The organism is Nocardiopsis mwathae, from assembly GCF_014201195.1.
GTDB lineage: Bacteria > Actinomycetota > Actinomycetes > Streptosporangiales > Streptosporangiaceae > Nocardiopsis_C > Nocardiopsis_C mwathae.
Genome location: NZ_JACHDS010000001.1, coordinates 1,503,663 through 1,530,350, shown reverse-complemented (window position 1 = coordinate 1,530,350; position 26,688 = coordinate 1,503,663). Strand labels below are relative to the sequence as shown.

Annotated in this window: 23 protein-coding genes; 9 read left to right on the top strand and 14 right to left on the bottom strand. The window is 70.6% G+C overall.

The genetic code is table 11. The annotated features are described in order from the left end of the window. Positions 1-7: 7 nt before the first annotated feature. The 6 genes from HNR23_RS06170 to HNR23_RS06145 all read right to left on the bottom strand — a co-directional run bounded on the left by HNR23_RS06170 (position 8) and on the right by HNR23_RS06145 (position 5,747). On the bottom strand, positions 8-1,297 hold the full coding sequence (locus HNR23_RS06170; protein WP_184074367.1) for a SufS family cysteine desulfurase: 1,290 nt from the start codon (positions 1,295-1,297) through the stop codon (positions 8-10). 2 nt (positions 1,298-1,299) lie between these two features. Continuing rightward, positions 1,300-2,061 carry a Fe-S cluster assembly ATPase SufC gene (gene sufC / locus HNR23_RS06165; protein ID WP_184074365.1) on the bottom strand — a complete coding sequence of 254 codons (762 nt, stop codon included), beginning with the start codon at positions 2,059-2,061 and terminating at the stop codon, positions 1,300-1,302. A 13-nt stretch (positions 2,062-2,074) separates the two neighbouring features. Next, the gene (locus HNR23_RS06160) at positions 2,075-2,404 is read right to left on the bottom strand and encodes a non-heme iron oxygenase ferredoxin subunit (RefSeq protein WP_184074363.1); all 330 of its coding nucleotides are present in this window, start codon (positions 2,402-2,404) and stop codon (positions 2,075-2,077) included. Continuing rightward, a complete protein-coding gene (gene sufD / locus HNR23_RS06155) occupies positions 2,397-3,572 on the bottom strand; it encodes a Fe-S cluster assembly protein SufD (protein ID WP_184074361.1) in 1,176 nt (391 codons plus the stop codon). The genes HNR23_RS06160 and sufD overlap by 8 nt, the downstream gene beginning before the upstream one ends. A 1-nt stretch (position 3,573) precedes the next feature. Further along, positions 3,574-4,986, bottom strand: coding sequence for a Fe-S cluster assembly protein SufB (gene sufB / locus HNR23_RS06150; RefSeq protein ID WP_184074359.1), 1,413 nt, complete (start codon positions 4,984-4,986; stop codon positions 3,574-3,576). A gap of 68 nt (positions 4,987-5,054) precedes the next feature. Further along, entirely contained in the window at positions 5,055-5,747 is a 693-nt protein-coding gene (locus HNR23_RS06145) for a helix-turn-helix transcriptional regulator (RefSeq protein ID WP_184074357.1), read from the bottom strand. 453 nt (positions 5,748-6,200) lie between these two features. Between HNR23_RS06145 and HNR23_RS06140 the strand changes: the two genes are divergently transcribed. Next, the gene (locus HNR23_RS06140) at positions 6,201-7,145 is read left to right on the top strand and encodes an ABC transporter ATP-binding protein (RefSeq protein WP_184074355.1); all 945 of its coding nucleotides are present in this window, start codon (positions 6,201-6,203) and stop codon (positions 7,143-7,145) included. Beyond that, complete coding sequence (locus HNR23_RS06135; RefSeq protein ID WP_184074353.1) at positions 7,142-7,936, top strand: ABC transporter permease; 795 nt, start codon at positions 7,142-7,144, stop codon at positions 7,934-7,936. Before HNR23_RS06140 ends, HNR23_RS06135 begins: the two co-directional genes overlap by 4 nt. Before the next feature lie 42 nt (positions 7,937-7,978). Here HNR23_RS06135 and HNR23_RS06130 read toward each other — a convergent pair whose 3' ends face one another. From HNR23_RS06130 to HNR23_RS06115, 4 genes are all read right to left on the bottom strand, one after another. Then, the gene (locus HNR23_RS06130; RefSeq protein ID WP_184074351.1) at positions 7,979-8,359 is read right to left on the bottom strand and encodes a PIN domain-containing protein; all 381 of its coding nucleotides are present in this window, start codon (positions 8,357-8,359) and stop codon (positions 7,979-7,981) included. After that, on the bottom strand, positions 8,359-8,646 hold the full coding sequence (locus tag HNR23_RS06125; RefSeq protein ID WP_184074349.1) for an Arc family DNA-binding protein: 288 nt from the start codon (positions 8,644-8,646) through the stop codon (positions 8,359-8,361). The genes HNR23_RS06130 and HNR23_RS06125 overlap by 1 nt, the downstream gene beginning before the upstream one ends. Positions 8,647-8,741: 95 nt before the next feature. Then, positions 8,742-9,962 (bottom strand): arginine deiminase, encoded by a 1,221-nt coding sequence (locus tag HNR23_RS06120; RefSeq protein WP_184074347.1) that lies wholly within the window; start codon positions 9,960-9,962, stop codon positions 8,742-8,744. Positions 9,963-10,039: 77 nt separating this feature from the next. Then, on the bottom strand, positions 10,040-11,422 hold the full coding sequence (locus HNR23_RS06115; protein WP_184074345.1) for an amino acid permease: 1,383 nt from the start codon (positions 11,420-11,422) through the stop codon (positions 10,040-10,042). A gap of 430 nt (positions 11,423-11,852) precedes the next feature. Between HNR23_RS06115 and HNR23_RS06110 the strand changes: the two genes are divergently transcribed. Beyond that, positions 11,853-12,725, top strand: coding sequence for an EamA family transporter (locus HNR23_RS06110; RefSeq protein ID WP_184079964.1), 873 nt, complete (start codon positions 11,853-11,855; stop codon positions 12,723-12,725). Between the two features lie 150 nt (positions 12,726-12,875). Then, a complete protein-coding gene (locus HNR23_RS06105) occupies positions 12,876-13,949 on the top strand; it encodes a COX15/CtaA family protein (RefSeq protein ID WP_184074343.1) in 1,074 nt (357 codons plus the stop codon). Positions 13,950-13,971: 22 nt separating this feature from the next. Here the strand turns inward: HNR23_RS06105 and HNR23_RS06100 are convergent, their stop codons facing one another. After that, positions 13,972-15,327 (bottom strand): PrsW family intramembrane metalloprotease, encoded by a 1,356-nt coding sequence (locus HNR23_RS06100; RefSeq protein ID WP_184074341.1) that lies wholly within the window; start codon positions 15,325-15,327, stop codon positions 13,972-13,974. A 113-nt stretch (positions 15,328-15,440) separates the two neighbouring features. Next, positions 15,441-16,421, bottom strand: a complete 981-nt coding sequence (locus HNR23_RS06095; protein WP_184074339.1) for a heme o synthase — start codon at positions 16,419-16,421, stop codon at positions 15,441-15,443. A 666-nt stretch (positions 16,422-17,087) separates the two neighbouring features. Between HNR23_RS06095 and tkt the strand changes: the two genes are divergently transcribed. The 5 genes from tkt to pgl all read left to right on the top strand — a co-directional run bounded on the left by tkt (position 17,088) and on the right by pgl (position 23,877). Next, positions 17,088-19,208 carry a transketolase gene (tkt, locus tag HNR23_RS06090; protein ID WP_184074337.1) on the top strand — a complete coding sequence of 707 codons (2,121 nt, stop codon included), beginning with the start codon at positions 17,088-17,090 and terminating at the stop codon, positions 19,206-19,208. 138 nt (positions 19,209-19,346) lie between these two features. Then, a complete protein-coding gene (gene tal / locus HNR23_RS06085) occupies positions 19,347-20,453 on the top strand; it encodes a transaldolase (protein ID WP_184074335.1) in 1,107 nt (368 codons plus the stop codon). 192 nt (positions 20,454-20,645) lie between these two features. Continuing rightward, the gene (gene zwf / locus HNR23_RS06080; protein WP_184074333.1) at positions 20,646-22,175 is read left to right on the top strand and encodes a glucose-6-phosphate dehydrogenase; all 1,530 of its coding nucleotides are present in this window, start codon (positions 20,646-20,648) and stop codon (positions 22,173-22,175) included. Then, positions 22,172-23,098, top strand: a complete 927-nt coding sequence (locus HNR23_RS06075; RefSeq protein ID WP_184074331.1) for a glucose-6-phosphate dehydrogenase assembly protein OpcA — start codon at positions 22,172-22,174, stop codon at positions 23,096-23,098. The genes zwf and HNR23_RS06075 overlap by 4 nt, the downstream gene beginning before the upstream one ends. Next, positions 23,095-23,877 (top strand): 6-phosphogluconolactonase, encoded by a 783-nt coding sequence (pgl, locus tag HNR23_RS06070; RefSeq protein WP_184074329.1) that lies wholly within the window; start codon positions 23,095-23,097, stop codon positions 23,875-23,877. Before HNR23_RS06075 ends, pgl begins: the two co-directional genes overlap by 4 nt. Before the next feature lie 168 nt (positions 23,878-24,045). Here pgl and HNR23_RS06065 read toward each other — a convergent pair whose 3' ends face one another. Continuing rightward, positions 24,046-25,746, bottom strand: coding sequence for a sodium:solute symporter family transporter (locus tag HNR23_RS06065; RefSeq protein ID WP_184074327.1), 1,701 nt, complete (start codon positions 25,744-25,746; stop codon positions 24,046-24,048). Next, positions 25,743-26,204, bottom strand: coding sequence for a DUF485 domain-containing protein (locus HNR23_RS26580; RefSeq protein ID WP_343070438.1), 462 nt, complete (start codon positions 26,202-26,204; stop codon positions 25,743-25,745). The genes HNR23_RS06065 and HNR23_RS26580 overlap by 4 nt, the downstream gene beginning before the upstream one ends. Positions 26,205-26,688 lie beyond the last annotated feature (484 nt).

Here is a 26,688-nt window from a genome sequence, read left to right as displayed (position 1 = left end):
CTCGCCCTTACCGGGCCCCAGTGGTCCCGAAGAACCGCTGGGCCTCCTGAACGCCTTCGACCAGCGCGTCGATGTCGGCGAACGTGTTGTACAGGTAGAACGACGCCCGGGTGGTGGCCACCGTCTCGAACCGGCGGTGCAGCGGCCACGCGCAGTGGTGCCCCACACGGACCTCCACCCCGCGGTCGTCCAGAACCTGGCCGACGTCGTGCGGGTGGATGCCGTCCACGGTGAACGAGACGGCGCCGCCGCGCTGGTCGCTGTCCATCGGCCCGAAGATCCGGACCCCGTCGAGGGCTCCGATGTGCTTGAGCGCGTACTCGGTGAGCGCGTGCTCGTGGGCGAACACCCGGTCCATGCCGATGGCGCTCAGGTAGTCGCACGCCGCCGCCAGGCCGACGGCCTGGGGGGCCATCGGCACCCCGGCTTCGAACCGCTGCGGCGGCTCGGCCCAGGTCGAGTGGTCCATGTACACCACGCCGATCATCGAGCCGCCGGTGATGAACGGCGGCATCGCGGCGAGGAGCTCGGGCTTGCCCCACAGCACGCCGATGCCGTTGGGGCCGAGCATCTTGTGCCCGGAGAACACCAGGAAGTCGGCGCCCAGCCCGTGCACGTCCACCGGCATGTGCGGCACCGACTGGGCGGCGTCGACCAGCACCAGGGCGCCCACCTCGTGGGCGCGGTCGGCGACGGTCCGCACCGGGTTGATGGTGCCGAGCACGTTCGACTGGTGGGTCAGCGCGACGATCTTGGTGCGCTCGTTGACGAGCTGCTCCAGGTCGGACAGGTCGAGTCGGCCCTCGTCGGTCACCGAGAACCAGCGCAGGGTCGCGCCGGTGCGCCGACACAGCTCCTGCCAGGGCACCAGGTTGGCGTGGTGCTCCATCTCGGTGACGACGACCTCGTCGCCCGGGCCGACGCGGAAGCGGGCGTAGGCCTCGCCGCCGGTGGCCGCGTTGCTCATGGCGTAGGCGACGAGGTTGACCGCCTCGGTGGTGTTCTTGGTGAACACCACTTCGTCGGGCCGGCCGCCGATGAAGGCCGCGATGGTCGCCCGCGCGGCCTCATAGGCGTCGGTGGCCTCCTCCGCGAGCTGGTGCGCGCCTCGGTGCACCGCCGCGTTGTGGCGTTCGTAGAACTCGCGTTCGGCATCGAGGACCTGCCGGGGCTTCTGCGAGGTCGCCCCGGAGTCGAGATACACCAGTGGGCGCTCGTCGCGGACCGTCCGGGCGAGGATCGGGAAATCCGCCCGGATGGCCTCCGCGTCGAGCAGCGCCAGCTCGCTCGTCGTCACGGTTAAGCGCCCGCCTTCACGAACCGCTCGTAGCCCTCGGCCTCCAGGCTGTCGGCCAGCTCGGGGCCGCCGGACTCGACGATGCGGCCACCGGAGAACACGTGGACGTGGTCCGGCTTCACGTAGTTGAGGATCCGGGTGTAGTGGGTGATCAGCATGACCCCCATCTCGTGGGTCTCCTTGGCGTGGTTGATGCCCTCGGAGACCACGCGCAGGGCGTCGACGTCGAGACCGGAGTCGGTCTCGTCCAGGATCGCCACCTTGGGCTTGAGCAGCTCCAGCTGGAGGATCTCGTGGCGCTTCTTCTCACCGCCGGAGAAACCCTCGTTGACGCCGCGGGCGGCGAAGACCGGGTCGATGGCCAGGCCCTTCATGGCGCCCTGCAGCTCCTTGGAGAAGGCGCGGAGCTTGGGGGCCTCGCCGCGCACGGCAGTGACCGAGCTGCGCAGGAAGTTGGACATGGAGACGCCCGGGACCTCGACCGGGTACTGCATGGCGAGGAACAGGCCGGCGCGGGCGCGCTCGTCGACGCTCATCTCCAGCACGTTCTCACCGTCGAGGAGGACCTCGCCGTCGGTGATCTCGTACTTCGGGTGGCCGGCGATGGCGTAGGCCAGCGTGGACTTGCCGGAGCCGTTGGGGCCCATGATCGCGTGCGTCTCACCGGAGTTGATGGTGAGGTCGACGCCCTTCAGGATCTCTTCACGCTCTTCGGCCCCGATGAGGACATCGGCGCGGACCCCGCGGAGTTCGAACTTCGTCATGTGTGAATCAGCCTCAGGAATTCTTCGTGTCCAGCGAGACGAGCACGTCATCGCCATCGATCTTGACTGCGTAGGTGGGGACCGGCTGCGTCGCCGGCGGGTTGATCGGCTTGCCCGACGAGAGCTCGAAGCACGAACCGTGCAGCCAGCACTCGATCGTGCCGTCCTCGACCTCCCCCTCGGACAGGTTCACCTCGGCGTGCGAGCAGATGTCGCTGATCGCGAACACCTCGCCCTCGCTGCGGACGACGGCCACCGGAGTGTCGCCGACCTCCACGCCCAGCGCCCCCTCCTCGGGGATGTCGCTCAGCGCGCAGATCCTGGTGAATCCTTCGTTACTCATGGCGGGCCAGCTTCTCCTCGACCTCGTCCATGATCCGGTCGCGCAGCTCCGGGATCTCGATCCGGTTGATCAGCTCGGCGAAGTAGCCGCGGATGACCAGGCGGCGCGCCTCGTCCTCCGGAATGCCGCGCGAGCGGAGGTAGAAGAGGTGGATCTCGTCCAAGCGGCCGCTGGCGCTGGCGTGCCCGGCGCCCTCCACCTCGCCGGTGAAGATCTCCAGGTTGGGAACGGAGTCGACCCGGGTGCCGTCGGTGAGCGCGAGGTTGCGGTTGTACTCGTAGGAGTCCGTGCCCTCGGTGCCCTCGCCGATGATGACGTCGCCGATCCACACGCCGTGCGCGCCCTCACCGCTGAGCGCGCCCTTGTAGTTGACGCGGCTGCGGGTGTTGGACACGTTGTGGTCGATCAGCGAGCGGTGCTCGTGGTGCTGGTTGTCCCCGGTGAAGTACAGGCCGTGCAGCTCGGCGTCGCCGCCGGGGGCGGTGTAGCCGACCTTCGGGGAGAGCCGGACCAGGTCGCCGCCGAGGGTGACCACGTGGCTCTTGAAGCGGGCGTCGCGGCCGACCTTGGTGTACTGGTGGCTGACGTGGACCGCGTCGGTCTCCCAGTCCTGCAGGCTGACCACGGTGAGCCGGGCGCCCTCGTCGAGGATGAACTCGACGTTGTCGGCGTAGACCGCCGACCCGTTGTACTCCAGGACGACCGTGGCCGAGGCGTGGCGCTCGACGCGGACCAGGGTGTGGCCGTAGGCGTCGCCGTGCTCGGAGCCGGAGGTCGTGATGAAGACCGGCTCGGCGACCTCGGTGTCCTTGGGCACGGTGACGACCGTGGCCCCGTTGAACCGGCCGAAGTCGCGGTAGGCCAGCGCGCTCACGCGGTCGGTGGGCAGGAAGGAGGTCCCCAGGCGCGGGTCGCCGGAGGCGACGCCGGTCTCGACGGTGACCTCGGCGGGTGCACGCGTCTCGACCTTGACGGCGCCGTCGGCGATGTTCCGGCCGTCGTGCAGGCCGCGCAGCCGGCGCAGCGGAGTGAAGCGCCACTCCTCCTCGCGGCCGGTCGGCACCGGGAAGTCGTCGACGTCGAACGACCCGTGCACGTCGAGTTTGGAGATCGGAAGCTCCACGTTGCCGTGGGAGTGTTCCTGGATTCCGAGATTCGGGCTGGCCAACTTAACCAACCGCTCCTTCCATCTGCAGCTCGATCAGCCGGTTCAGTTCCAGCGCGTACTCCATGGGCAGCTCGCGCGCGATGGGCTCGACGAACCCGCGCACGATCATCGCCATGGCCTCGTCCTCGTCCAGGCCCCGGCTCATCAGGTAGAAGAGCTGGTCCTCGCTGACCTTGGAGACGGTCGCCTCGTGGCCGAGTTCGGTGTCGTCCTCGCGGATGTCGTTGTAGGGGTAGGTGTCGGAGCGGCTGATGGTGTCGATCAGCAGCGCGTCGCACTTGACGGTGGACCGGGCGCGCTCGGCGCCCTCCTGCACCTGGACCAGGCCGCGGTAGGAGGCGCGGCCGCCACCGCGGGCCACCGACTTGGAGACGATGGTCGAGGAGGTGTTCGGCGCGCAGTGCACCATCTTGGAGCCGGTGTCCTGGTGCTGGCCCTCGCCCGCGAACGCGATCGACAGGGTCTCGCCCTTGGCGTGCTCGCCCATCAGGTAGACGGCCGGGTACTTCATGGTCACCTGGGAGCCGATGTTGCCGTCGATCCACTCCATGGTGGCGCCCTCGTAGGCGACGGCACGCTTCGTGACCAGGTTGAAGACGTTGTTCGACCAGTTCTGGATGGTCGTGTAGCGGCAGCGCGCGTTCTTCTTGACGATGATCTCGACGACGGCGGAGTGCAGCGAGTCCGACTTGTAGATCGGCGCGGTGCAGCCCTCGACGTAGTGGACGTAGGCGCCCTCGTCGACGATGATCAGGGTCCGCTCGAACTGGCCCATGTTCTCGGTGTTGATCCGGAAGTAGGCCTGCAGCGGGATCTCGACCTGCACGTTCTTGGGCACGTAGATGAAGGAGCCGCCGCTCCACACCGCGGTGTTCAGCGCGGCGAACTTGTTGTCGCCGGACGGGATGACGGTGCCGAAGTACTCCTCGAAGAGCTCGGGGTGCTCCTTGAGGGCCGTGTCGGTGTCGAGGAAGATGACGCCCTGCTCCTCCAGGTCCTCGCGGATCTGGTGGTAGACGACCTCGGACTCGTACTGCGCGGCGACGCCGGCGACCAGGCGCTGCTTCTCTGCCTCGGGGATGCCGAGCTTGTCATAGGTGTTCTTGATGTCCTCGGGCAGGTCCTCCCAGGAGGTGGCCTGCTGCTCCGTGGAGCGGACGAAGTACTTGATGTTGTCGAAGTCGATCTTCGACAGGTCGGCACCCCAGGAGGGCATCGGCTTCTTGTCGAAGAGCTTGAGCGACTTGAGCCGACGCTTCAGCATCCATTCCGGCTCGTCCTTCTTGGCCGAAATGTCGCGGACGACATCTTCGTTCAGACCGCGCCGAGCAGAGGCTCCGGCCTCGTCACGGTCGGCCCAGCCGTACTCGTAGTTTCCGAGCCCTTCGAGCTCGGGGTGCGCGATAGACGTCATTACGCGGATCCTCCTGGACTCAGACGTCCTTCATCTGGCATTGCTTGCGTTCGCCGCCCTCGCCTGCTTCACCGGGGTTCGGGCGGGTCCTCTCGGGCGATGTCGCGGGGGGTGACGTGTGTGGTGCACACGCCGTCGCCGTGGGCGATGGTCGCGAGCCGCCGTACCGGCGTGCCCAGCAGCCGGGCGAAGGCCTCGACCTCGGCCTCGCACAGCTCCGGGAACTCCGCCGCGACGTGCGCCACCGGGCAGTGGTGCTGGCACAGCTGCTCGCCGCCGCCGGGGGCCGGGGCCTCGCCCGCCGTTGCCGCATAGCCGTCGTTGGACAGCGCCTCGGCGAGCAGCCGGACCCGCTGCTGCGGGGGAACGGACTCAAGCAGCGGCCGGTACCGCCGCTCCAGGTCGGCGACCTGGAGCCGGGCGAACTCGGTGACGGCCTCGGGGCCGGCCTTCTCGGCGAGAAAGCGCAGGGCGCTGGAGGCCAGGTCGTCGTATCCGTGCACGAAGGCGTCGCGGCCGGCTTCGGTGATGGCGAAGACGCGGGCCGGGCGCCCGCGCCCGCGGCGCCCGTGCGGCCGGGCGTCGCGCGCCTCCACCATCCCCTCGTCCATCAAGTTGTCAAGGTGGCGGCGGATGGCCGCCGGTGTGAGTCCGAGGCGCTCCCCCAGCGTGGACGCCGTGATCGGACCGTGTTCCAGGATGAGCCGGGCCACCCGCGCGCGGGTGCCGGTCTCGGCCCCCCGCTCGGGACCGACGGGCACCCGGGGCGCACCGGATACGGCGCTCCCGCCTGCTCGTCGTCTGCTGCTCACCTTTTTCACAACATCAGTGTGGCGTAAATACGTCCCTGCGGGCAAACGCCCCGCGATGCACTTCATCACGCAGGCAAGCCTTGCCTAACAGGACTTATGCGGGGCGCACCGCCCCGACCTCCCGATCCACTCCCGGGACCGCGCGCCGTAAATCTCGATCAATAAGACGAGGTTACCGAACTGTGAGACACGTGTCGGTATCGGAGCACGGCGGCGCCACAGGTGACGACCATCGGACGCCTCCGGATATTCCCGCCCCGCGCCCTCGACCTCCGTCCTCCGCCGCTCGCCGCCCCGCGCGCCCCACCCTCCGCCGCGGCGGAGGGTGGGGCGCGCCCGCCCTCTTGCCAAACGCACGGGGCTGTGCAAGGAGCCCGCTGAGCCGCCGTAGACTCTCAGTCCATGAGCACAGCCGCGGTCGAGGTCACCGACTTGGTCAAAAGCTACGGCGACACCACTGCCGTCGCGGGCCTGTCGTTCGCCGCGCCCCGGGGCGCCGTGACCGCGCTGCTGGGGCCCAACGGGGCCGGCAAGACCAGCACCATCGAGATCTGCGAGGGATTCCGGACAGCCGACTCCGGTCGGGTACGGGTACTGGGACTCGACCCGGTGGCGGACGCCGCCGCGCTCAAACCCAAGGTCGGCGTGATGCTCCAGTCCGGCGGCGTGCCCACCGGCGCCCGCGCCGGGGAGTGGCTGCGCCTCGTCGCCTCCTTCCACGCCCGGCCCATCCCGCCCCGGACCCTCCTGGAACGGCTGGGCCTCGTGTCGGTCGCCGAGACCCCCTTCCGCCGCCTGTCGGGCGGCCAGCAGCAGCGGCTCTCCCTTGCCGCCGCCGTCATCGGCCGCCCCGAGCTCGTCTTCCTCGACGAGCCCACCGCCGGGCTCGACCCCCAGGCCCGCATGGCCACCTGGGACCTCATCGCCGAACTGCGCGCCGCAGGGGTCGGCGTCGTCCTCACCACGCACTACATGGAGGAGGCCGAGCGCCTCGCCGACCGCGTGGTCATCATCGACCACGGCCGCGTGGTGGCCGACGGCACCACCGACGACCTCACCGACACCCGCCAGGAGCTGCTGTTCGCGACCGCGGGCGGGCTCGACACCGACAGCCTGCTCTCGGCCCTGCCGCCCGGCAGCCGCGTCGACGTCCTCGGCTCCGACACCGACCTCGTGCGCTACGCGGTCACCACGGCCGAGGCCGCCGACATCGGCCCGGAGTTCGTCGCCACCGTCACCACCTGGTGCGCCGCCAACGGCGTCCTCCCCCAGGACCTGCGGGTGCGGCGCCGTACCCTCGAAGACGTCTTCCTCCACCTCACCGGCCGGGACCTCCGCGAGACATGAGCAACTCCGTCCAGAACACCCCGACGACGTTCGCCCCCGCACCGGGCGCCGCGCCGATGCACCGCATGGTGCTCTCGCAGGCCTCCATGGAGCTGCGCATCCTCCTGCGCAACGGCGAGCAGCTGCTGCTCACCATGGTCATCCCGGTGATGCTGCTGGTCGGGTTCAGCCTCACCTCGGTCCTCGACATCGGCACCGGTGCTCGGGTCGACTTCCTCACCCCCGGTATCCTCGCCCTGGCCGTGATGTCCACGGCCTTCACCGGGCAGGCCATCGGTACCGGGTTCGAGCGGCGCTACGGCGTGCTCAAGCGGCTGGGAGCCACCCCGCTGTCGCGGTTCGGCCTGCTCGCGGCCAAGACCCTGGCGGTCGTCGCCGTGGAGGTGCTGCAGATCGCGGTCATCGGCGGCGTGGCACTGGCCCTGGGCTGGTCGCCCCAGGGCGGGATCGTCGGCGCGCTGTACGCGGCGCTGCTCGTCGTGCTGGCCACCGCGGCGTTCAGCTCCCTGGCCCTGCTGATGGCCGGCACCCTGCGCGCCGAGGCGACACTGGCCGCCGCCAACCTCGTCTACGTGGTGATGCTGGGCCTGGGCGGCGTCATCTTCGCCGTCGACCGCTTCCCGGAGGCCGTGCAGCCGGTGGTGCAGGCCCTGCCGATCACCGCCCTGGCCACGGGCCTGCGCTCCGTCCTCACCGACGGCGCCACCCCGGCCCTGCTCCCCGTCCTCGTCCTGGCGGCATGGGCCGCCCTCGGCGCCACTCTGGCCGCGCGCTTCTTCCGCTGGGAGTAGGACCGCCGCCCTCCGACACGGGCGGGGACGCCACACGCTCGATCAGATGACGTACATGGGCAGCTTGACGTTGATACTGTCACTGATGGCTCGAAGGTCGTCCGGATCGCTTGTCACGACGGACGACTGCTTCTGGATCGCCGTCATGACGACGATCGCATCCACCACATCGGATGTCCCGGCCGCACGGCATGCGGCTCCCGCACTGCGCCCGATCAACTCACCATCCGGAACGACCTCGCAGCCGTTGAGCAGCCGCGACATCATTGCCTGCGGCCCCCCACGCCACGCCTGAGCCAGCACCACGACCGGAACGGTGGGGTAGACGTGCGCTTTGATCAGCTCGCGGTGGAGGCTGAGCATCCTCGAACTTCCCCGCTCAGCAGCGATCAAGGCCCCCGTGTCATAGACGATGGTCTGCATCAGCCCGCCTTCGCCACGTGCGCGTCCCCCAGCAGGCCGACCCCGCGCATGAATTCCAAGGCTGCCTCGCGGTCATGCTCCGGGATCGGACCGTGCTCGGCTTCATAGGCGATGATGAGCTCGCGCGACGACTCTTCGGCTTGCTTCCGCCAAGCGGCCGCACGCAACTTCTCCTCGAACGCTTCGGTCGCCCAGGACGACACCGACTGCCCGTTCTCCTCGGCGGCATCTCTGATCAGTTCGGCGATTTCCTCAGGCATGGAGATCGACATCTTGCGTACCGTCATGTACCCACCGTACAGGGCGGTACGAAGATGTTCCCACCGTTTCTCGAACTCCTTCCCGGGCGACTTGGGCCTACGGTCCGCTACCTTCTGTGGGTTCAGGCGTCCCGCTCGATAGGGCAGGTCATGCAGTGCGGGCCGCCCCGGCCCCGGCCGAGTTCGCTGCCGGCGACGGTGATGACCTCGATACCGTTCTTGCGGAGGTAGGTGTTGGAGGTCATGTTCCGCTCGTAGGCGATGACCACGCCCGGTTCGACCGCGAAGACGTTGCAGCCGTCGTCCCACTGCTCTCGCTCGGTGGAGAACACGTCCTGGGTGGGGGTGAGTACGGTGATGTCGTCGAGTCCGGCCGCCTGGGCGATGGCGCGGTGCATGTCCTCCGGCGGGTGGTCGGTGACCTTGAGTTCCTTCTCGTTGTCGCCCGGCTCGATGGTGTAGGACGGCAGCATGCCCAGCCCCGCGTACTTGGTGAAGACACCGTGGTCGACGTTGGTCATCACCGTGTCGAGGTGCATCACCGCGCGGGCCTTGGGCATCCACAGGCCCAGGATCCTCTCGGCGCCGCCGCGGGCGAAGAGCTCGTGGGCAAGCAGCTCGACCGCCTGGGGGCGGGTGCGCTCGCTCAGGCCGATGAGCACCGAGCGGTTGCCGATGGGCATGACGTCGCCGCCCTCGATCGTCGCCGGAGCCCAGGCCCGGCCCGGGTTCCAGACCTCGAAGTCCTCCTCGGCGAACATCGGGTGCCAGGCGTAGACGGCCTCGTAGTGGATGGTCTCGCGGCGCCGCGCCTTCTTGCGCATCGGGTTGATGGAGACACCGTTGTACAGCCAGCAGGAGGTGTCGCGGGTGAAGATGTGGTTGGGCAGCGGGGTCAGGACGAACCCGTCCATGTCGAGGGTGTGGAACCAGACCGACCGCGGCTCGGACATGTACCGCAGCAGCTCGCGCTTGGTGATGCCGCCGATGAGGAAGCGGCGCAGGGTCTCGGCGTCCATCGCGTCGAAGGCGGTGCGGATGGCGTCGATCGCCATCGGCCCGAAGAAGCGGTCGTCCAGGATGCTCCCGAGGACGAAGGCGCGGGCCTCCGGGATCTCCAGGACGTCCTGCAGCAGCCGGTGGAAGTAGTGCACGCGGACGCCCCGGTCGTGCAGCTGCGCGACGAAGGCGTCGTGCTCCTCCTGGGCCCGGCGCACCCACAGGACGTCGTCGAAGAGCAGCTCGTGGTTGTTGGACGGGGTGAGCCGTTTGAGCTCCAGCTCCGGGCGGTGCACGACCACCTGGCGGAGCCGCCCCACCTCCGACGCGACCGAAAACCCCATGGTCCCTCGGTTTCTCTCGCGGATGCACAACGCCGGAAACATTCCCCGCGCACACCCCGCGAACCTCTCGGGACCGGTCAGGCGTCGACGGCCTCGGTCGTCCGTTCCCGTTCCCTGCGGGCCTTCACCACCGTGTAGATCGGCACCCCCAGCAGCATGATGATCATCCCCTGGAAGGTCGCCTCGGCTCCGGCACCCAGCACCATCCACAGGGAGAAGAGCAGGGCCAGTGCGGCCAGCACCGAGTCGATCACGAGCTTGGCGGTGCTCACCTGGCGGGCGCCGGTGGCCAGCCAGTAGAGCTGGGCGCAGGCGGAGAAGAAGTAGGGCACCACCGAGGTGAAGGTGGCCAGCAGGACGATCGACCGGAACGCGTCGGCCGCACCGTAGAAGTTGCCGATGATGACCAGCGAGGCCATGACCGCTCCGGCGATCACGCCGGCGTGCGGCACACCGCGGCGGTTGGTGCGGTCGAGGAAGCGGGGGAAGAGACCGTCGCGGGCGGCGGCCATGGGCATCTCGGCGACCACCATCATCCAGCCGTTCATCGCGCCCAGACCGGAGATGACCGCCATGGCGGCGATGGCCGCTCCCCAGAAATCGCCGCCGAACATCGTGTCGGCGGCCAGCGCGAAGGGGGCCTGGGATCCGGCGAGCCGGTCGTGCGGGACGACGCCCATCATCGAGACCAGGCACAGCAGGTAGACGGCGGAGCAGGCGAGGGTCCCGATGATGGTGGCCCGGCCGACGTTGCGTCGCGGGTCGCGCACCTTCTCGGCGGCGATGGAGGCGCTCTCCACGCCCGAGTAGACGAACAGCAGGACGGCTCCGGCCATCGAGACCGCCATCAGCAGCGACCCGCCGGTGGCGTTGAACGGCCCGTAGTTGGCCGGGTCGATGAAGAACAGGCCGATCACCGAGACCACCACCAGCGGCACGAACTTGGCGACGGTGCTGATCACCTGGATGACGCCCATGACGCGCACGCCGAGCAGGTTGACCATGGCCGGGATCCAGACCCCGACCAGCGCGATGGCGGCCTGGCCTCCGGTCGACGTCCACCCCAGGAAGTGGTTGGCGTACCCGGTCCAGGCCACCGCGATCCCGGCGATCCCGGCCCACGTCGTGATCCAGAAGGACCAGGCGATCCAGAAACCGGTGAAGTCGCCGAAGGCGGCGCGGGCGTAGGCATAGGGTCCGCCGGGCGCGGGCAGCCGGGCGGCGAGTCGGCCGAACACGGCGGCGAGCGCCACCGCGCCGATGGACACCAGCACGAAGGCCACCAGGCTCACCGTGCCGAAACTCGCCATCTCGGCCGGGAGGAGGAAGATGCCGATGCCGACGATGTTGCCCATGACCAGAGCGGTCGCCATGGGCAGCCCGAGGGCGCCGCGTCCGCGCTGGTCGGCCGTCGGGCCCTCCCCCTGCTGTGGTGCCCGTTCCACCTGCGTTACAGCCACAGTGGCATCCGTTTCCCCGTTGCGGGCGCAGCCGCGCCCGAGCCGACAAGTCGATGGTGTGACCGGACGGACGCATCCCGGCCCGCCTCGACGAATTCCTCTCGCCCGCCCGCGCGCGAGGGCACCGCACAGCGTGCGGTACCGCTCGATCAAGGCGTGGAGGCGAGACGCGGGGCGGCGTGGGGGGCCACCGCCTCACCGTGGAACTGCCGTCTCACCTGGGAAATTCCGTCGGGCGGGGCCGTGCGTCCGGTCCCCGCGTGCGGTGGCGGTCCCTTGTGGGGCCCATACACGGCACTTGGACACGGTAAGGGGCACTGACCTGCACTCGTGACAGCCGGCGGCGATCAGTGGCGTGAGCTGCCCCACGTCATTCATAGGATGGTGGGTCGTGAGTGCCGACACAGCGGTGAGTGGTTCCGGGGGCGCCCTGTGGGGCCGTCGGCCGAGCGCCGGCGCCGTGCTCCGCTCGGCCGGTGATGCCGTCCCGCCGACCGCGCTGATCCTGGTCGGCATCCTGTCCGTTCAGGCCGGGGCGGGGCTCGCCAAGAACCTGTTCGCGGTGCTGCCGCCGAGTTCGGTCGTGTGGCTGCGGCTGCTGACCTCGGCCATCCTGCTGGCGGTGCTGGCCCGCCCGGTGCTGCGCGGGCGTACCCGCGCCGACTGGCTGGTGGTCGTCGGGTTCGGGGTGGCGCTGGCCGGGATGAACTGGGCGATCTACCAGGCCATCGCGCGCATCCCGCTGGGCATCGCGGTGACCATCGAGTTTCTCGGCCCGCTCACCCTCGCCATCATCGGTTCCCGGCGCGCGGTCGACCTCGTCTGGGTGGCCCTGGCCGGAACCGGTGTCCTGCTGCTCGGCCGGGGCGAGGGGGACATCGACCTCGCCGGGGTGGGCTTCGCTCTGCTCGCGGCCGCGGCATGGGCCTGCTACATCCTGCTCAGCGCCGCCACCGGGCGGAGGTTCTCCGGCACCTCCGGGCTGGCCGTCGCGAGCCTGGTGGGCGTGGTGCTGCTCGCCCCCGCCGCGGTCACCGAGGGCGGCACCGCGCTGCTGGACCCCCGGCTGCTGCTGTTCGGGCTGGCGGTGGGGGTGCTGTCGTCGGTGGTGCCCTACTCCCTGGAGATGCATGCGCTGCGCCGGATGCCGCCGCGCGTCTTCGGGATCCTGATGAGCCTGCAGCCGGCCGCCGCCGCGCTGATCGGCCTGGCGGTGCTCGGCGAACAGCTGTCGGTGTGGCAGTGGGTCGCGGTGGCCTGCGTGGTCGGTGCGAGCGCGGGCGCCACCCGCTCCCGGTCCTGACCCGGCCGCCGACGCGGCCGTTCCTCTCTTGGCCGTTGATCCCGGCGAAGCGCACGGAAAGACCGCGGTGGTTTCCAGTGTTCAGTGCACTTCGCCGAGATCGGCGGAGGGGGTCCGGGGTGGCCGCGGGCGTCTACTACAGTTCGTCGTATGATTGCTGACCCCGGTCCGGCCGCGATCGCGACGGACGACATCGAACTCCTCTCCCTGCCTCTGTGGGCCTGGCAGATCGCGTTCGCCGTCTTCGGCGTGATCGCGCTGGTGGTGCTCGCCCGCACCATCTGGGAGCCGACCACGCGCAGCCTGCGCTGGTGGGCGCTGGGGAACATCGTCGTGAACACGGGGATCGCCGTCACCGGAGCCACCGTTCGGGTGACCTCGTCCGGGCTGGGCTGCTCGCAGTGGCCCAAGTGCACCGAGGAGAGCTTCGTCCCGATCGACACCGGGCACTCGGCGTTCAACGCCGCCATCGAGTTCGGCAACCGCACACTGACCTTCGTCGTGCTGGCCGTGGGCGTCATCGTGCTCGTGGCGTGCCTGCGCATGCGGCCGCGCCGCCGCGACCTCATCCGCCTGGCGGCGATCATCCCCGTCGGTGTCCTCGGCCAGGGCGTCGTCGGTGGCATCACCGTGTGGACCAAGCTGCACCCCGCGTCGGTCGCCGCGCACTTCCTGCTGTCCATGGTCGTGGTCGTCCTGACCGTGGCGTTCTACGTGCGCTGCCGCGAACCGCAGGGGCCGCTACGGGTGACCGTCTCCCCCACGGCCCGCCGTCTGGCGACCGCGCTCGTCGGCCTCGGTTTTCTCCTGCTGGTCGCCGGAACCGTGGTCACCGGCAACGGGCCGCACGGCGGCGACGCCGAGGCTCCGCGCTGGGGCTTCGACATGGTGCTGGTCGCGCGGATCCACTCCACCCTGGCCTGGAGCGTCCTGATCGGCGCGGTCGCCATGGTCCTGCTGCTGGCCCGCGGGCCGGCGTCGCGCACGGCGCGGACGCAGGCGTGGCTGCTCATCGCCGTCCTCCTGGTCCAGGGCGCGATCGGCTACACCCAGTACGTGATGGGCCTGCCCGAGTGGCTGGTCGTGCTGCACGTGCTCGGGTCAGGGCTGACCTGGATCGCGATCCTGCGGCTCTACTTCGCCACCGCCGAACGCGTCGCCGTCAGCGTCCCCGGGTCGCCTCCCGAGGACCGTGCGGCCGCTGCCGCGCCCACCCGAAGCTAGGGCGAGTTCGGCCTTTCATGCCCTAACCGGGGTTCCCGCGCCCGTGCCGAGGGTCGCCGTGGCTGCGGTAGCGCTGGCCGGCGCCGCGGTGGCGTCCTGAGGACGGCCGGGCGCCCTGCTCCCGCTGCTCCCGCTGCTCCTGCGCGCTCGCGATGACGTGGGCGAAGTCGGCGCGCCGCAGGAAGCCGGAGTCGGTCGGAGTGGCCGCCCAGCCCGGGGCGACCGGTTGCTGGACCCGGCCGAGGAACGCCTCGCGGGCCACGTGCATGAGCGCCAGGAAGTTGTCGCGGCGGCCCTCCCAGTGCGGGCGGGCCACGCCGCGGTCCAGCCGCTGGTGCAGCAGGGCGAGCTCGGTGGCGGCCAGCTGGTAGTCCTTCATCGCCTGGCGGCCGCGCTGGCCGGCGTTGCGCTGCGCCCAGGCGCGTGCCCCGCGGCGGCCCTTCATCGAGCTGAGCATCCGGATGTCGGCCGGGGTGACCAGGCCGGTGGGGATGTAGGCGGGCAGGTGGTAGGAGATCGCGGCGACCTGGCGGCGCCGGTCCTGCACCGCGATCACGATGATCCCCAGCAGCACGAAGAACAGCACGAGGTAGGCGGCGCCCAGCCCGGCCCAGCCGAAGAACGTCGAGCCGTTCCACATCGCGTGCAGCAGCACCGCGGCCACCCAGCCCGCGACGGGCGCCAGCAGGCGCAGCCTCCCGCGGTTCATCGCGGCGTAGGCGACCCCGATGCCGATCATCGCGGTGTAGATCGGGTGGCCGAACGGCGCGATCAGGCCGCGTAGCACGAAGGTGAACACCAGGCCGAAGAAACCCTCCTCGAAGAACGAGCTGAGGAAGTACAGGACGTTCTCGGTGAAGGCGAACCCGGTGGCGACCATCGCGGCGTAGGTGACGCCGTCGGTGTAGGAGTCGATCTCGTGGCGGCGCCGCCACAGCAGCAGGAGGAGCACGATGCCCTTGGCGCTCTCCTCGACCACCGGGGCGACGGCGGCCGTGCTCACCATCTCGCCGACGTCGGCTCCGAACACGGGGACGGCGACCGCCTCCATGCCGAGCGTGTTGAGGATGAGCGAGACGACGACGGCGACGCCCGCACCCCACAGGAACGCGAACACCAGCAGCCGCCCGGGCTCGGGCTCCAGCCGGTCCAGGAGCAGGATCAGCGGGATGAGGATGGCGACCGGGATGACGGCCGCGAGCAGGCTCAGCAGGAACCCGAGGATGCCGTGGACGCCGCCGTGGGCCAGCCCCGAGACGAGCAGGTAGCCGATCATCCCCAGCGTGCACAGGGTGCCGACGATGATGCCGATGGTCAGGCTGGTGGACCGGCCGGGCTTGCGCCCTTGGAGGATGGCCTTGGTGTCAAGTGCGGGCATGGCCCCAGATGGTAACGGTTCCAGGGCTCGTCAGGGCCCGTCCGCGCCGTTCGGTGGGCCGGTCGGGCGGGCCGCGGGAGCGGCCCACCGCCCGGTGGCGGTCGCCGCGCGGGTCAGGGCACGATGCCCGCCAGCAGCGGGTCGACGGTCACGGCGCAGAACAGCAGGGCCAGGTAGGCGTTGGAGAGGTGGAAGAAGCCCATCGTCTGCAGCTTGGCCCCGGTGACCCCGGCGTTGACCTTGGCCAGCAGGCGGTGGGCCTGCACGAGCAGCAGCGCACCCAGTACGGCCGCGACCACCGGGTAGACCAGCGTCGTCCCGGCGACCGGCCACAGCAGCAGCGACACCAGCACGGTGGCCCAGCTGTAGGCGACGCATTCCAGCATGACGCGGCGGTCACCGGCGACCACCGGCAGCATCGGGACCTTGGCCGCCGCGTAGTCCTCCCGGTAGCGCATGGCCAGCGCCCAGGTGTGCGGCGGTGTCCAGAAGAACACGACCAGGAAGAGGATGAAGGGGGCCCAGTCGAGCCGCTCGGTGATGGCCGACCAGCCGATGAGGACCGGCATGCAGCCGGCGATGCCGCCCCACACGACGTTCTGCGCGGTGCGCCGCTTGAGCAGCATCGTGTAGACGAAGATGTAGAAGGCGATCGCGAACACCGACAGCGCGGCCGACAGCCAGTTCACGAACACCGCGAAGCCGACGGTCGAGCCCACGGCCAGCACCAGCCCGTAGACCATGGCGCCGCGGGGGGTGACCTGGGCCATGGCGACCGGGCGGCGGCGGGTGCGCCGCATCTCCTGGTCGATGTCGCGGTCGATGTAGCAGTTGATGGCGTTCGCGCTCGCCGCCGACATGGTGCCGAACAGCAGGGTGGCGACCGCGGTCCACAGCGGGGGCACCCCGCCGGCCGCCACGAACATCACCGGGATGGTGGTGATCAGCAGCAGCTCGATCACGCGCGGCTTGGACAGGGCGACATAGGCCCGGACGTAGTCACCGAAGGAGGGGGTGGTGCGCGGTGAATCCTCGGTCGACTCGTCGGGACGCGCCCCGGAGGCGTCGTCGGCGGATCGGTTCATCAGTGCCATCAGTGCCGCCGTGTTCCCGGCCGCGCGGGGGCCGTCGCCTCGGGGAGTGCGGGGATGATCCGTCCTACGGACAAAGACACGCTGAACCTCAAAGAAATCAGGGATCTTCACTGCTCGCCACAGCGGGGATCCAGGTCACTCCAGACGCTCGGGTCAAGATGCCGTAAGCCCCGTCAACGACATACTGTAGTACTTCCTCCGGCGCACCTTTGACCGGGGTTCGTCCCGCCACTCCGCCCGGTTCCGCCCCGCGCCGCCGCACATCGTCGCCACGTACCCGCCGCACCGGCCGCACCGCGCCGTCGGATCGGCCTCTCGGGCGCGCCGCGCAGCCTCCACAGCTTCCCATATCCGGCACCGGAAGGCCGGGCACGCCACGCTCCGCCGCTCCCACCCGCCGCTCAGGTGTGGCGGGGTAAGCTCATTTGTGACATCCCAGACAGGCGCGGAGCCCATGTGGGCGGTAAGCTCGCAGTTGGTCACACCTGCCGCGTTCTCCGGGGTACCCGGTCGCGCCGCCGTGACTCGGCCGCCGACCCCGTGCCGGTTCCCCTGCGCGCGGATCGCTCGGCAGATCACCACAGAGATGGACAACCTCACATTCACGGTCCCCGGCCGAGGTGTCCGGGTATCGGCTGGATGCGTGAAAGGAGCCCTGAAGCCCGCGTGAACATCGACACTTCCCAAGCCCTTGACTGGTCGGACCTCGACCGGCGTGCCGTCGATGTGGTCCGCGCCCTGGCGATGGACGCGGTCGAGGAGGCGGGCTCCGGCCACCCGGGGACCGCGATGAGTCTCGCCCCAGCCGCCTACCTGCTCTTCCAGAAGGTCATGCGGCACGACCCCAGCGAGCCGTCCTGGGTGGGCCGCGACCGCTTCGTCCTCTCCTGCGGCCACTCCAGCCTCACCCTCTACATCCAGCTGTTCCTGGCCGGATACGGGCTGAGCCTGGACGACATCAAGCGGCTGCGCCAGTGGGACAGCCTCACCCCCGGCCACCCCGAGTACGGGCACACCGCGGGCGTGGAGACCACCACCGGACCGCTGGGCCAGGGCATCGGCAACGCCGTGGGCATGGCCATGGCGGCGCGCCGCGAGCGCGGCCTGTTCGACCCGGAGACCGCGCCCGGGGAGAGCCCCTTCGACCACTTCGTCTACGCCATCTGCTCCGACGGCGACGTCCAGGAGGGGGTCAGCCACGAGGCCAGCGCGCTGGCCGGCACGCAGAAGCTGGGCAACCTGATCGTCCTGTGGGACGACAACCACATCTCCATCGAGGACGACACCCAGATCGCCTTCTCCGAGGACGTCGCCGCCCGCTACGCCGCCTACGGCTGGCACGTCCAGGAGGTCGACTGGACCGCGGGCGAGGCCTACACCGAGGACGTCGAGGCGCTGCACCGCGCCGTCCTGGCCGCCCAGGCCGAGACCGAGCGGCCCTCGTTCATCAAGCTGCGCACCATCATCGGCTGGCCGGCACCGAACAAGCAGAACACCGGCGCCGTGCACGGCGCCGCCCTGGGCGAGGACGAGATCGCCGCGACCAAGAAGATCCTCGGGCTCGACCCCGAGGCGTCCTTCGACGTCCCCGAGGAGCTGCTGGCCCACACCCGCAAGGCCGTCGACCGCGGCCGCGCCGCACGCACCGCCTGGGAGGAGGCGTTCGAAGGCTGGCGGAGCCCGGCCGGCGAGCGCGCCGAGCTGTTCGACCGGCTGGCCGCGGGCAAGCTGCCCGACGGCTGGGAGGACGCCCTGCCCGTCTTCGAGCCCAGTGAGAAGGGCATGGCCACGCGCAAGGCCAGCGGCGAGGTGCTCAACGCCATCGCGCCGGTGCTGCCGGAGCTGTGGGGCGGGTCGGCCGACCTGGCCGGGTCCAACAACACCACGCCCAAGGGCGAGCCCTCCTTCATCCCGGAGGAGTACTCCACCAAGGCGTTCTCCGGCAACCGCTACGGCCGGGTGCTGCACTTCGGCATCCGCGAGCATGGCATGGGCTCGATCCTCAACGGCATCGCGCTGCACGGCCCCACCCGTCCCTACGGCGGCACCTTCCTGGTGTTCAGCGACTACATGCGCCCGGCGGTGCGGCTCGCAGCGCTGATGAAGCTCCCCGTGACCTACGTCTGGACGCACGACTCCATCGGGCTGGGCGAGGACGGCCCGACCCACCAGCCGGTCGAGCACCTGTGGTCGCTGCGCGCCATCCCCGGCCTGGACGTCGTCCGCCCGGCCGACGCCAACGAGACCGCGGTGGCCTGGCGCCAGATCATGTGCAACGGCGACCGCCCCGTCGCGCTCGCGCTGACCCGGCAGAACGTCCCGACCCTCGACCGCTCCGAGCTGGGCGACGCCGAGGCCACCGCCAAGGGCGGCTACATCCTCGCCGAGGCGTCCGACGGCAAGCCCCGGGCGATCGTCATCGCCACCGGCAGCGAGGTCGCCATCGCGCTGGAGGGCCGCAAGCGGCTCGAAGAGTCCGGCACCCCCACCCGCGTGGTGTCCATGCCCAGCGTCGAGTGGTTCCGCGAACAGGACGACGCCTACCGCCAGCACGTGCTGCCGCCGTCGGTGCGCGCCCGCGTCGCGGTCGAGGCCGGCATCGGCATGGGGTGGCGCGAGTTCGTCGGCGACGCCGGTGAGACCGTCAGCCTGGAGCACTTCGGCGCGTCCGCGCCCTACCAGACGCTCTACGAGCAGTTCGGGCTCACGCCCGACCGCGTCGTCGCCGCGGTGCACGCCAGCATGGCCAAGCTCGGCGGCGAGCGGGGAACGACAACCGGAAACTGAGTGTTATGAGGAGGGTCCTCCACCGCACCGGGGAGGGCCCTCCCCGCGTACATCGGGCGCCGCGCACCACCCCGGCGCCCCGCGAGGCAGGGCGCCGGGGACACGGCCGGGCCCGACGAGTGAAGAGGCGAAGAGCAGATGACCAATCCGCTGCAGAAGCTGTCCGGCGAGGGCGTCGCCGTCTGGCTGGACGACATCAGCCGCGAGCGGCTGCGCTCCGGCAACCTCCGGGAGCTGATCGACACCCGCAGCGTCGTCGGGGTCACATCCAACCCGACGATCTTCGAGAAGGCCCTCAAGGAGGGCGACGCCTACGACGCGCAGCTGCGTGACCTCGCCGCGCGCGGAGTCTCGGTCGATGAGGCGGTCCGCTTCATCACCGGCTACGACATCCGCTGGGCGGCCGACGTGCTGCGCCCGCTGTACGACTCCACCGACCGCGTCGACGGCCGGGTCTCCCTGGAGGTGGACCCCCGGCTGGCGCGCGACACCGAGCGCACCGTCGCCGAGGCGCGCGCCCTGTGGTGGATGGTGGACCGCCCCAACCTGATGATCAAGATCCCGGCCACCGTCGAGGGCCTTCCGGCCATCACGGCGGCGCTGGCGGAGGGCATCAGCGTCAACGTCACGCTGATCTTCTCGCTGGAGCGCTACCGGGCGGTCATGGACGCCTTCCTCGCCGGTCTGGAGCAGGCCTCGGCCAACGGGCACGACCTGTCGCGTATCCAGTCGGTGGCGTCGTTCTTCGTCAGCCGCGTCGACTCCGAGATCGACAAGCGCCTGGAGGCGATCGGCACCGACGCCGCCAAGGCGCTGCGCGGCCGCGCCGCCCTCGCCAACGCCCGCCTGGCCTACGAGGCCTACGAGGAGGTCTTCGGCTCGCGGCGGTGGAAGGCCCTGGAGGCCGACGGAGCACGGCCGCAGCGCCCGCTGTGGGCGTCCACCGGCGTCAAGGACCCGGCCTACCCCGACACGCTGTACGTCACCGAACTCGTGGCGCCCGGCACCGTCAACACCATGCCGGAGGCCACCCTGGAGGCCACCGCCGACCACGGTGAGATCACCGGTGACACCGTGCGCGACACTTACGACCGGGCCCGCGCCGACCTCGCGGCCCTCGCCGATGCCGGGATCGACATGGACGACGTCGTCAAGCTGCTCGAAGACGACGGCGTCCTGAAGTTCGAGAAGTCCTGGGAGAGCCTGCTGGCCATGGTCACCGACCGCCTGGGCTCGGCGGGCTGAACCCTCCGCGGCCGCTCTCTGCGGCCGCGAGGACAGGAGATCGGTGCCGCTTCGGCGGGTCCCCGCGTGTTCCGGCGACAGGGACCCGCCGGGCGGCGGACGATTCGATCTCCGCACGTCGTCTCTGACACGACCGCAGGCACGGCCGCACACCACCACACGGGGAGTTCGTCGAAGGTGAAAGAACCGGTGATGCCGGGAGCGATCCCGAATCCGCTGCGCAGCCTCTCCGACCGGCGGTTGCCCCGCGTCGCCGGGCCGAGCGTGCTCGTCCTGTTCGGCGTCACGGGCGACCTCGCCCGCAAGAAGCTGCTCCCGGCCATCTACGACCTGGCCAACCGCGGCCTGCTGCCGCCGGGCTTCGGCCTGGTGGGGGTGGCCCGCCGGGAGTGGCAGGACGAGGACTTCGCGCAGCTCGCGCACGACGCCGTCCGCGAGCACGCCCGCACTCCCTTCCGGGAGGACGTCTGGCGCCAGCTCAGCGAGGGCGTGCGCTACGTGCAGGGTGAACTGCACGACGACGCGGTGTTCGACGAGCTGGCCCGGACCGTCCGCGACCTGGACGCCCGGCGCGGCACCGGCGGCAACTACGCGTTCTACCTGTCGCTGCCGCCCAAGCTCTTCCCCACGGTCGTCACCCAGCTGAAGCGCTCCGGGCTCGCCGAGTCCCGCGAGGACGCCTGGCGCCGCGTCATCGTGGAGAAGCCGTTCGGCCACGACCTGCACAGCGCCCGGGACCTCAACGCGGTCATCGACGACGTGTTCCCGCCCGCCTCGGTCTTCCGCATCGACCACTACCTGGGCAAGGAGACCGTCCAGAACATCATGGCGCTGCGGTTCGCCAACACGCTCTTCGAGCCGCTGTGGAACCGCAACTACGTCGACCACGTGCAGATCACCATGGCCGAGGACATCGGCGTGGGCGGCCGCGCCGGGTACTACGACGGCATCGGCGCGGCGCGCGACGTCATCCAGAACCACCTGCTGCAGCTGCTGGCGCTGGTGGCGATGGAGGAACCGGTGTCCTTCAGGGCCGACGACATCCGGTTGGAGAAGGAGAAGGCGCTGTCGGCGGTGACACTGCCGCCGGACCTCGCCGCCGGCACCGCGCGCGGCCAGTACGCGGGTGGCTGGCAGGGCGGCGCGCAGGTGTCGGGCTATCTGGAGGAGGACGGCATCCCCTCCGACTCGGTCACCGAGACCTACGCCGCGATGAAGCTGGGCGTGAACACCCGCCGCTGGGCCGGGGTGCCGTTCTACCTGCGAACCGGCAAGCGGCTGGGCCGCCGGGTGACCGAGGTGGCGCTGGTCTTCCAGCGCGCTCCGCACCAGGTGTTCAGCAAGACCGACGTGGCCGACCTCGGGCAGAACGCGCTGGTCCTGCGTATCCAGCCGGACGAGGGCGTCACCCTGCGGTTCGGCTCCAAAGTCCCGGGCGCCGCCATGGAGGTGCGCGACGTGACCATGGACTTCGCCTACGGCCAGTCGTTCACCGAGTCCAGCCCGGAGGCCTACGAGCGTCTCATCCTCGACGTGCTCATCGGCGACCCGCCGCTCTTCCCCCGCCAGGAGGAGGTCGAGCTGTCGTGGAAGATCCTCGACCCGATCGAGGAGTTCTGGGCCAAGAACGGCCGTCCCGACGCCTACGCCGCCGGAACGTGGGGCCCGCCCTCGGCGCACGACCTGCTCGCCCGCGACGGCCGCCAATGGAGGAGACCATGACGCTCTACCTGCCGCGCACCACCACCTCCCAGATCTCCGAGGAGCTGGCCGCCGAGCGGAACAGCGTCGGCGGCGGCGCGATGAACATGGTGCTGACCCTCGTCATCGTCACCGACGAGGCCGACCACTACGACGCCGTGCGCGCCGCCACCGAGGCCGGCCGCGAGCACCCCTCGCGGGTCATCGCGCTGATCCGCCGCGACCCGGACGCCGAACCCGCCATCGACGCCGAGATCCGCCGCCCCGGTACCGCGGGCCCGGGTGAGGCGGTGCTGCTGCGCCTGTACGGCCCGCTGGGCGACCACCCCGACTCCGTCGTCACCCCGCTGCTGGTGCCCGACGCCCCGGTGGTGGCGTGGTGGCCGGGCGTCGGACCGCACGACCCCGCGGCCGACCCGATCGGCCAGATGGCGCACCGGCGCATCACCGACGCGCTGCGTGCCGAGGACCCCGTCGCCGACCTGCTCAGCCGTGTCCGGCACTACCGGCCCGGCGACACCGACCTCACCTGGACCCGGCTGACCCCGTGGCGCTCGCTGCTGGCCAGCACCATGGACCAGCCGTGCGGCTGGGTGACGGCGGCCGAGGTCACCGCCGAACCGCACTACCCCAGCGCCGAACTCCTCGCCTCCTGGCTCTCCGACCAGCTGGAGGTACCGGTGGAGCGCACCGAGTCCGACGGCCCCGGCATCACCGGCACCCGGCTCATCACCGACTGCGGCGACATCGCGCTCACCCGGGTGGACGGCCGGGTGGCGACCCTGTCGCGGCCCAACCAGCCCGACCAGCAGGTGGCGCTGTCGATGCGAGGCGCCGCCGAGGCGCTCGCCGAGGAGCTGCGCCGCCTGGACGCCGACGAGATCTATGAGAGGACCGCCAAGCACGTGGGCACCCGACTGCAGCGATCGGGGGCGACGGCGTGACCGCTCCCCGCATCATCGTTCACCCCGATGCCGCCCTGCTGGCCAAGGCCACGGCGGCGCGCATCGTGACCCGGCTGGTCGACGCGCAGGCCGCGCGGGGCACGGCGTCGATCGTGCTCACCGGCGGCGGGGTCGGTATCGCCGTGTTGCGCGAGCTCGCCCAGGCCCCGGCGCGCGACGCCATCGACTGGCGCCGACTGGACATCTGGTGGGGCGACGAGCGCTTCCTGCCCGCCGGCGATCCGGAACGCAACGAGACCCAGGCGCGCGAGGCGCTGCTGGACCACGTGGCGGTCGCCCCGGAGCGTGTCCACCCGATGCCGGCGTCGGACGGTCCCGACGGGGACGTCCCGGAGCCCGGTGCCGAGCGGTACGCCCAGGATCTGGCGCGTTCGGCGCGCCCCGAGGACCACGCGGGGGTGCCGTCGTTCGACATCTGCCTGCTGGGCATCGGCCCCGACACGCACGTGGCCTCGCTGTTCCCCGGCCAGCCCGCGCTGTACGAGGAGGAGCGGACCGTGGTGGCGGTGCACGGTGCCCCCAAGCCGCCGCCCACCCGGGTGTCGCTGACCCTCCCGGCCATCCGCGCCTCCCACGAGGTGTGGGTCCTGGCCGGCGGAGAGGGCAAGGCCGACGCCGTGCGCATGGCCCTGGGAGACGGCGGGGCGGTGCAGGTCCCGGCCTGCGGCGCCCGCGGCCGCAACCGCACCCTGTTCCTGCTGGATCGCGCCGCCGCGGCCAAGCTCCCCGAGGGCCTGGAGGTCCCCGGCGCTCTCTAGCGCTCGCGCACGCGCCTCTCAGCGGCTTCGACGGCCCTGCCCCCTTGTCGGTCGGATCTCGGGGGGGCGGGGCCGTCGCCGTCAGCGGGGCGTGCCGGGTGGTGCCGCGGGTGTGCACGGCTCGGCGGCGCGTCGGTTCCGGATCGTGCCGCCCGCCCACCGGTCGGCCTACTTCACCCCCAGTCCGGTGAGCGCCCGCACCCGCAGCTCCTGGAAGCGGTCGGCGTTGCGCTCCTCGGAGAGGAGGGTGCCGATGACGGCGAAGGCGAAACCGAGCGGGATCGCGACCAGGCCGGGATTCTCCAGGGGGAAGACCTGGATGTCGATCCAGTCGGGCAGCAGCGACAGGTTCTCCCCCGTCCGGGGGTCGGTCTTGCCCGACATCACCGGCGACAGCAGCACCAGCAGCAGTGACGCGCTCAGTCCGCCGTAGATGCCCCATTCGACCCCCCGGGTGTTGAACCGGCGCCAGAACAGCGACAGCACGATCACCGGGAGGTTGGCGGCGGCGGCGATGGCGAACGCGAGCCCGACGAGGAACGCCACGTTGAGATTCTGCGCCCGGATCGCCAGCGTGATCGCCACGACCCCGATCATGACGGCGGAGAACCGCGCGACGCCGACCTCCTGGGACTCCTTGGGGCGGCCCCACATGAGGATGTGCCCGAAGATGTCGTGGGCCACCGAGGAGGACGACGCCAGGGTGAGACTGGCGATGACGGCGAGGATGGTGGCCAGCGCGACCGAGCTGATGAACGCGAGCATCACGGCGGCGCCCGCCGGCCCCCCGGCGATCCTGCCGAGCTCCGCGGCCAGCAGCGGCACGGCGGTGTTGCCCGCCGGGTCCTGGGCCCGGATGCGTTCCGGTCCGACCAGCGCGGCCGCCCCGAAGCCCAGGGCCAGCGTCATCAGGTAGAAGGTGCCGACCAGCAGAATGGTGCGGTTGACCGAGGTGCGCGCGGCGCGCCCGTCGGGCACCGTGTAGAAGCGGATCAGGATGTGCGGCAGCGCGGCGGTGCCGAGCACGAGCGCCAGCCCCAGGCTGAACAGGTCGAGCTTGTTGAACAGGGTCTGCACGGGATCGCCGGGGACCTCGACCCCGAAGCGCTGTCCCGGCTCCAGGAACGCCTGCCCCTGGCCGCTGGCCTCGGCGGCGCTGCCCAGCAGAGCGCTGACGTTGAACCCGAACACGGCCAGCACCATGAACGACATCAGCATCGTGCCGAACAGGAGCAGGAACGCCTTGATGATCTGCAGCCACGTGGCCGCCTTCATACCGCCGTACATGACATAGACGATCATCAGCAGGCCGACGAAGACGATCGCGGCGGTCTTGGTCTGCGAGGCCGTCAGGCCGAGGAAGGTCCCGCCCTCGGCGATACCCAGCAGGACGGTCACCAGCGCCCCCGCCCCCACCATCTGGGCGATCAGGTAGAAGACGCTGACGGTCACCGTGGAGGTGGCGCAGGCGAGCCGGATCCGCATCCGGCGCATCCGGAACGCCGGGATGTCGGCCAGGGTGAAGCGGCCGGTGTTGCGGATCAGCTCCGCCATCGGCAGCACGAGCAGCCACGCCACCAGGAAGCCGATGGAGTAGAGGAAGCCGTCGTAGCCCTGCAGCGCGATCATGCCCGCGATCCCCAGGAAGGACGCGGCCGACAGGTAGTCGCCGGTCAGGGCGAGCCCGTTCTGGGTGCTGCTGAAGCTGCGGCCTCCGGCGTAGAAGTCGACGGCTGCGCGGGTGGTGCGGCGTGCCCGCAGGGTGATGGCCAGGGTCACGACGATGAACAGGGCGCACAGCACCAGCGTCCAGGCGTGCGAGGCGCCGAAGGCCCGTTCGGGGATGGCGGCGATGTCGGTGGTGGTCACAGGTGTTCCGCCTTCCCGCCGAAGGCGGTGCGGAGGTCGGCCCCCTCGCGCCGGGATCCGGCGCGGATCCGTTCGGCGAGGGGGTCGAGGTGGCGTCGGGAGTAGCGCCCGTAGGCCCACGCGAGGGCGAATGTCGACACGAATTGCCCGACACCGGCGATGAGCGCGACATTGACCCAGCCGACGAGCTGATGGCCCATGACGTCGCGCTGATAGGCGGACATGAAAAGGTAGCCGAGATACCATCCCAGGACGAGAGTCACCAGAATCGCCATTAGCGCGATGGACCGCCTGCGCAGCGTGACGAATTGCGGATCCCAGGACGCGAAAACGGCCGAAGCCGAGCCGCCCGCAGCCCCTGCGGAATTACCGCCGTCCCGACATTCCCTGCTGCGAAACCGCTCCACCTCCCCTTCCTCAGGCACCTTCCCGGGCCTGCCTTCCAGATAGTCGACCACGATCCTCCCCAATACGTGGATGGAAACGAGAACTCGGCGGACCCGCGGCCCGCTCCTCCCCCTCGATTCCGATTCGCCCTCCCCTGAGCGATATCGGCACCGATCGACCCCTGCGGACGGCGTCGACCGCCCACATCGGGGCCCATCGGGGTGGTGGAACACGTTATACGCGAAAGAGGTACCGCCGGGTCCATATTCGCAAATCGGCCGATAGATTTCCGAGAAACCCCAGAAGATCCGCAGCGCACCGGCCGCGGGCCCGCCGACACCGGAGTCGCCGCAAGGGGCCGCCCGGCGAAAGAACGCGATCATCCCGAGTGCCGAGCGAAGGCGTCGAAAGCGGAAGGACCGCGGGGGAAAAGGTGGGAGATCGGAGGTGGGGGTGGGATGATCACCGGTGGCCCCGGACCGCACCCCTCCGGGCCGCCGTGGGCGGCCGTCACGGCGCACTGCGGAAACACGACGTCCGGAACACCGACGCATG

Coding starts and splice junctions, on each gene's coding strand:
- HNR23_RS06130 (WP_184074351.1), bottom strand. CDS start 8,359: ATGCAGACCATCGTCTATGACACGGGGGCCTTGATCGCTGCTGAGCGG.
- HNR23_RS06160 (WP_184074363.1), bottom strand. CDS start 2,404: ATGAGTAACGAAGGATTCACCAGGATCTGCGCGCTGAGCGACATCCCC.
- HNR23_RS06125 (WP_184074349.1), bottom strand. CDS start 8,646: ATGACGGTACGCAAGATGTCGATCTCCATGCCTGAGGAAATCGCCGAA.
- HNR23_RS06140 (WP_184074355.1), top strand. CDS start 6,201: ATGAGCACAGCCGCGGTCGAGGTCACCGACTTGGTCAAAAGCTACGGC.
- zwf (WP_184074333.1), top strand. CDS start 20,646: ATGCCGGGAGCGATCCCGAATCCGCTGCGCAGCCTCTCCGACCGGCGG.
- sufC (WP_184074365.1), bottom strand. CDS start 2,061: ATGACGAAGTTCGAACTCCGCGGGGTCCGCGCCGATGTCCTCATCGGG.
- HNR23_RS06120 (WP_184074347.1), bottom strand. CDS start 9,962: ATGGGGTTTTCGGTCGCGTCGGAGGTGGGGCGGCTCCGCCAGGTGGTC.
- tal (WP_184074335.1), top strand. CDS start 19,347: ATGACCAATCCGCTGCAGAAGCTGTCCGGCGAGGGCGTCGCCGTCTGG.
- HNR23_RS06100 (WP_184074341.1), bottom strand. CDS start 15,327: ATGCCCGCACTTGACACCAAGGCCATCCTCCAAGGGCGCAAGCCCGGC.
- HNR23_RS06075 (WP_184074331.1), top strand. CDS start 22,172: ATGACGCTCTACCTGCCGCGCACCACCACCTCCCAGATCTCCGAGGAG.
- HNR23_RS06095 (WP_184074339.1), bottom strand. CDS start 16,421: ATGGCACTGATGAACCGATCCGCCGACGACGCCTCCGGGGCGCGTCCC.
- sufB (WP_184074359.1), bottom strand. CDS start 4,986: ATGACGTCTATCGCGCACCCCGAGCTCGAAGGGCTCGGAAACTACGAG.
- HNR23_RS06105 (WP_184074343.1), top strand. CDS start 12,876: ATGATTGCTGACCCCGGTCCGGCCGCGATCGCGACGGACGACATCGAA.
- HNR23_RS06135 (WP_184074353.1), top strand. CDS start 7,142: ATGAGCAACTCCGTCCAGAACACCCCGACGACGTTCGCCCCCGCACCG.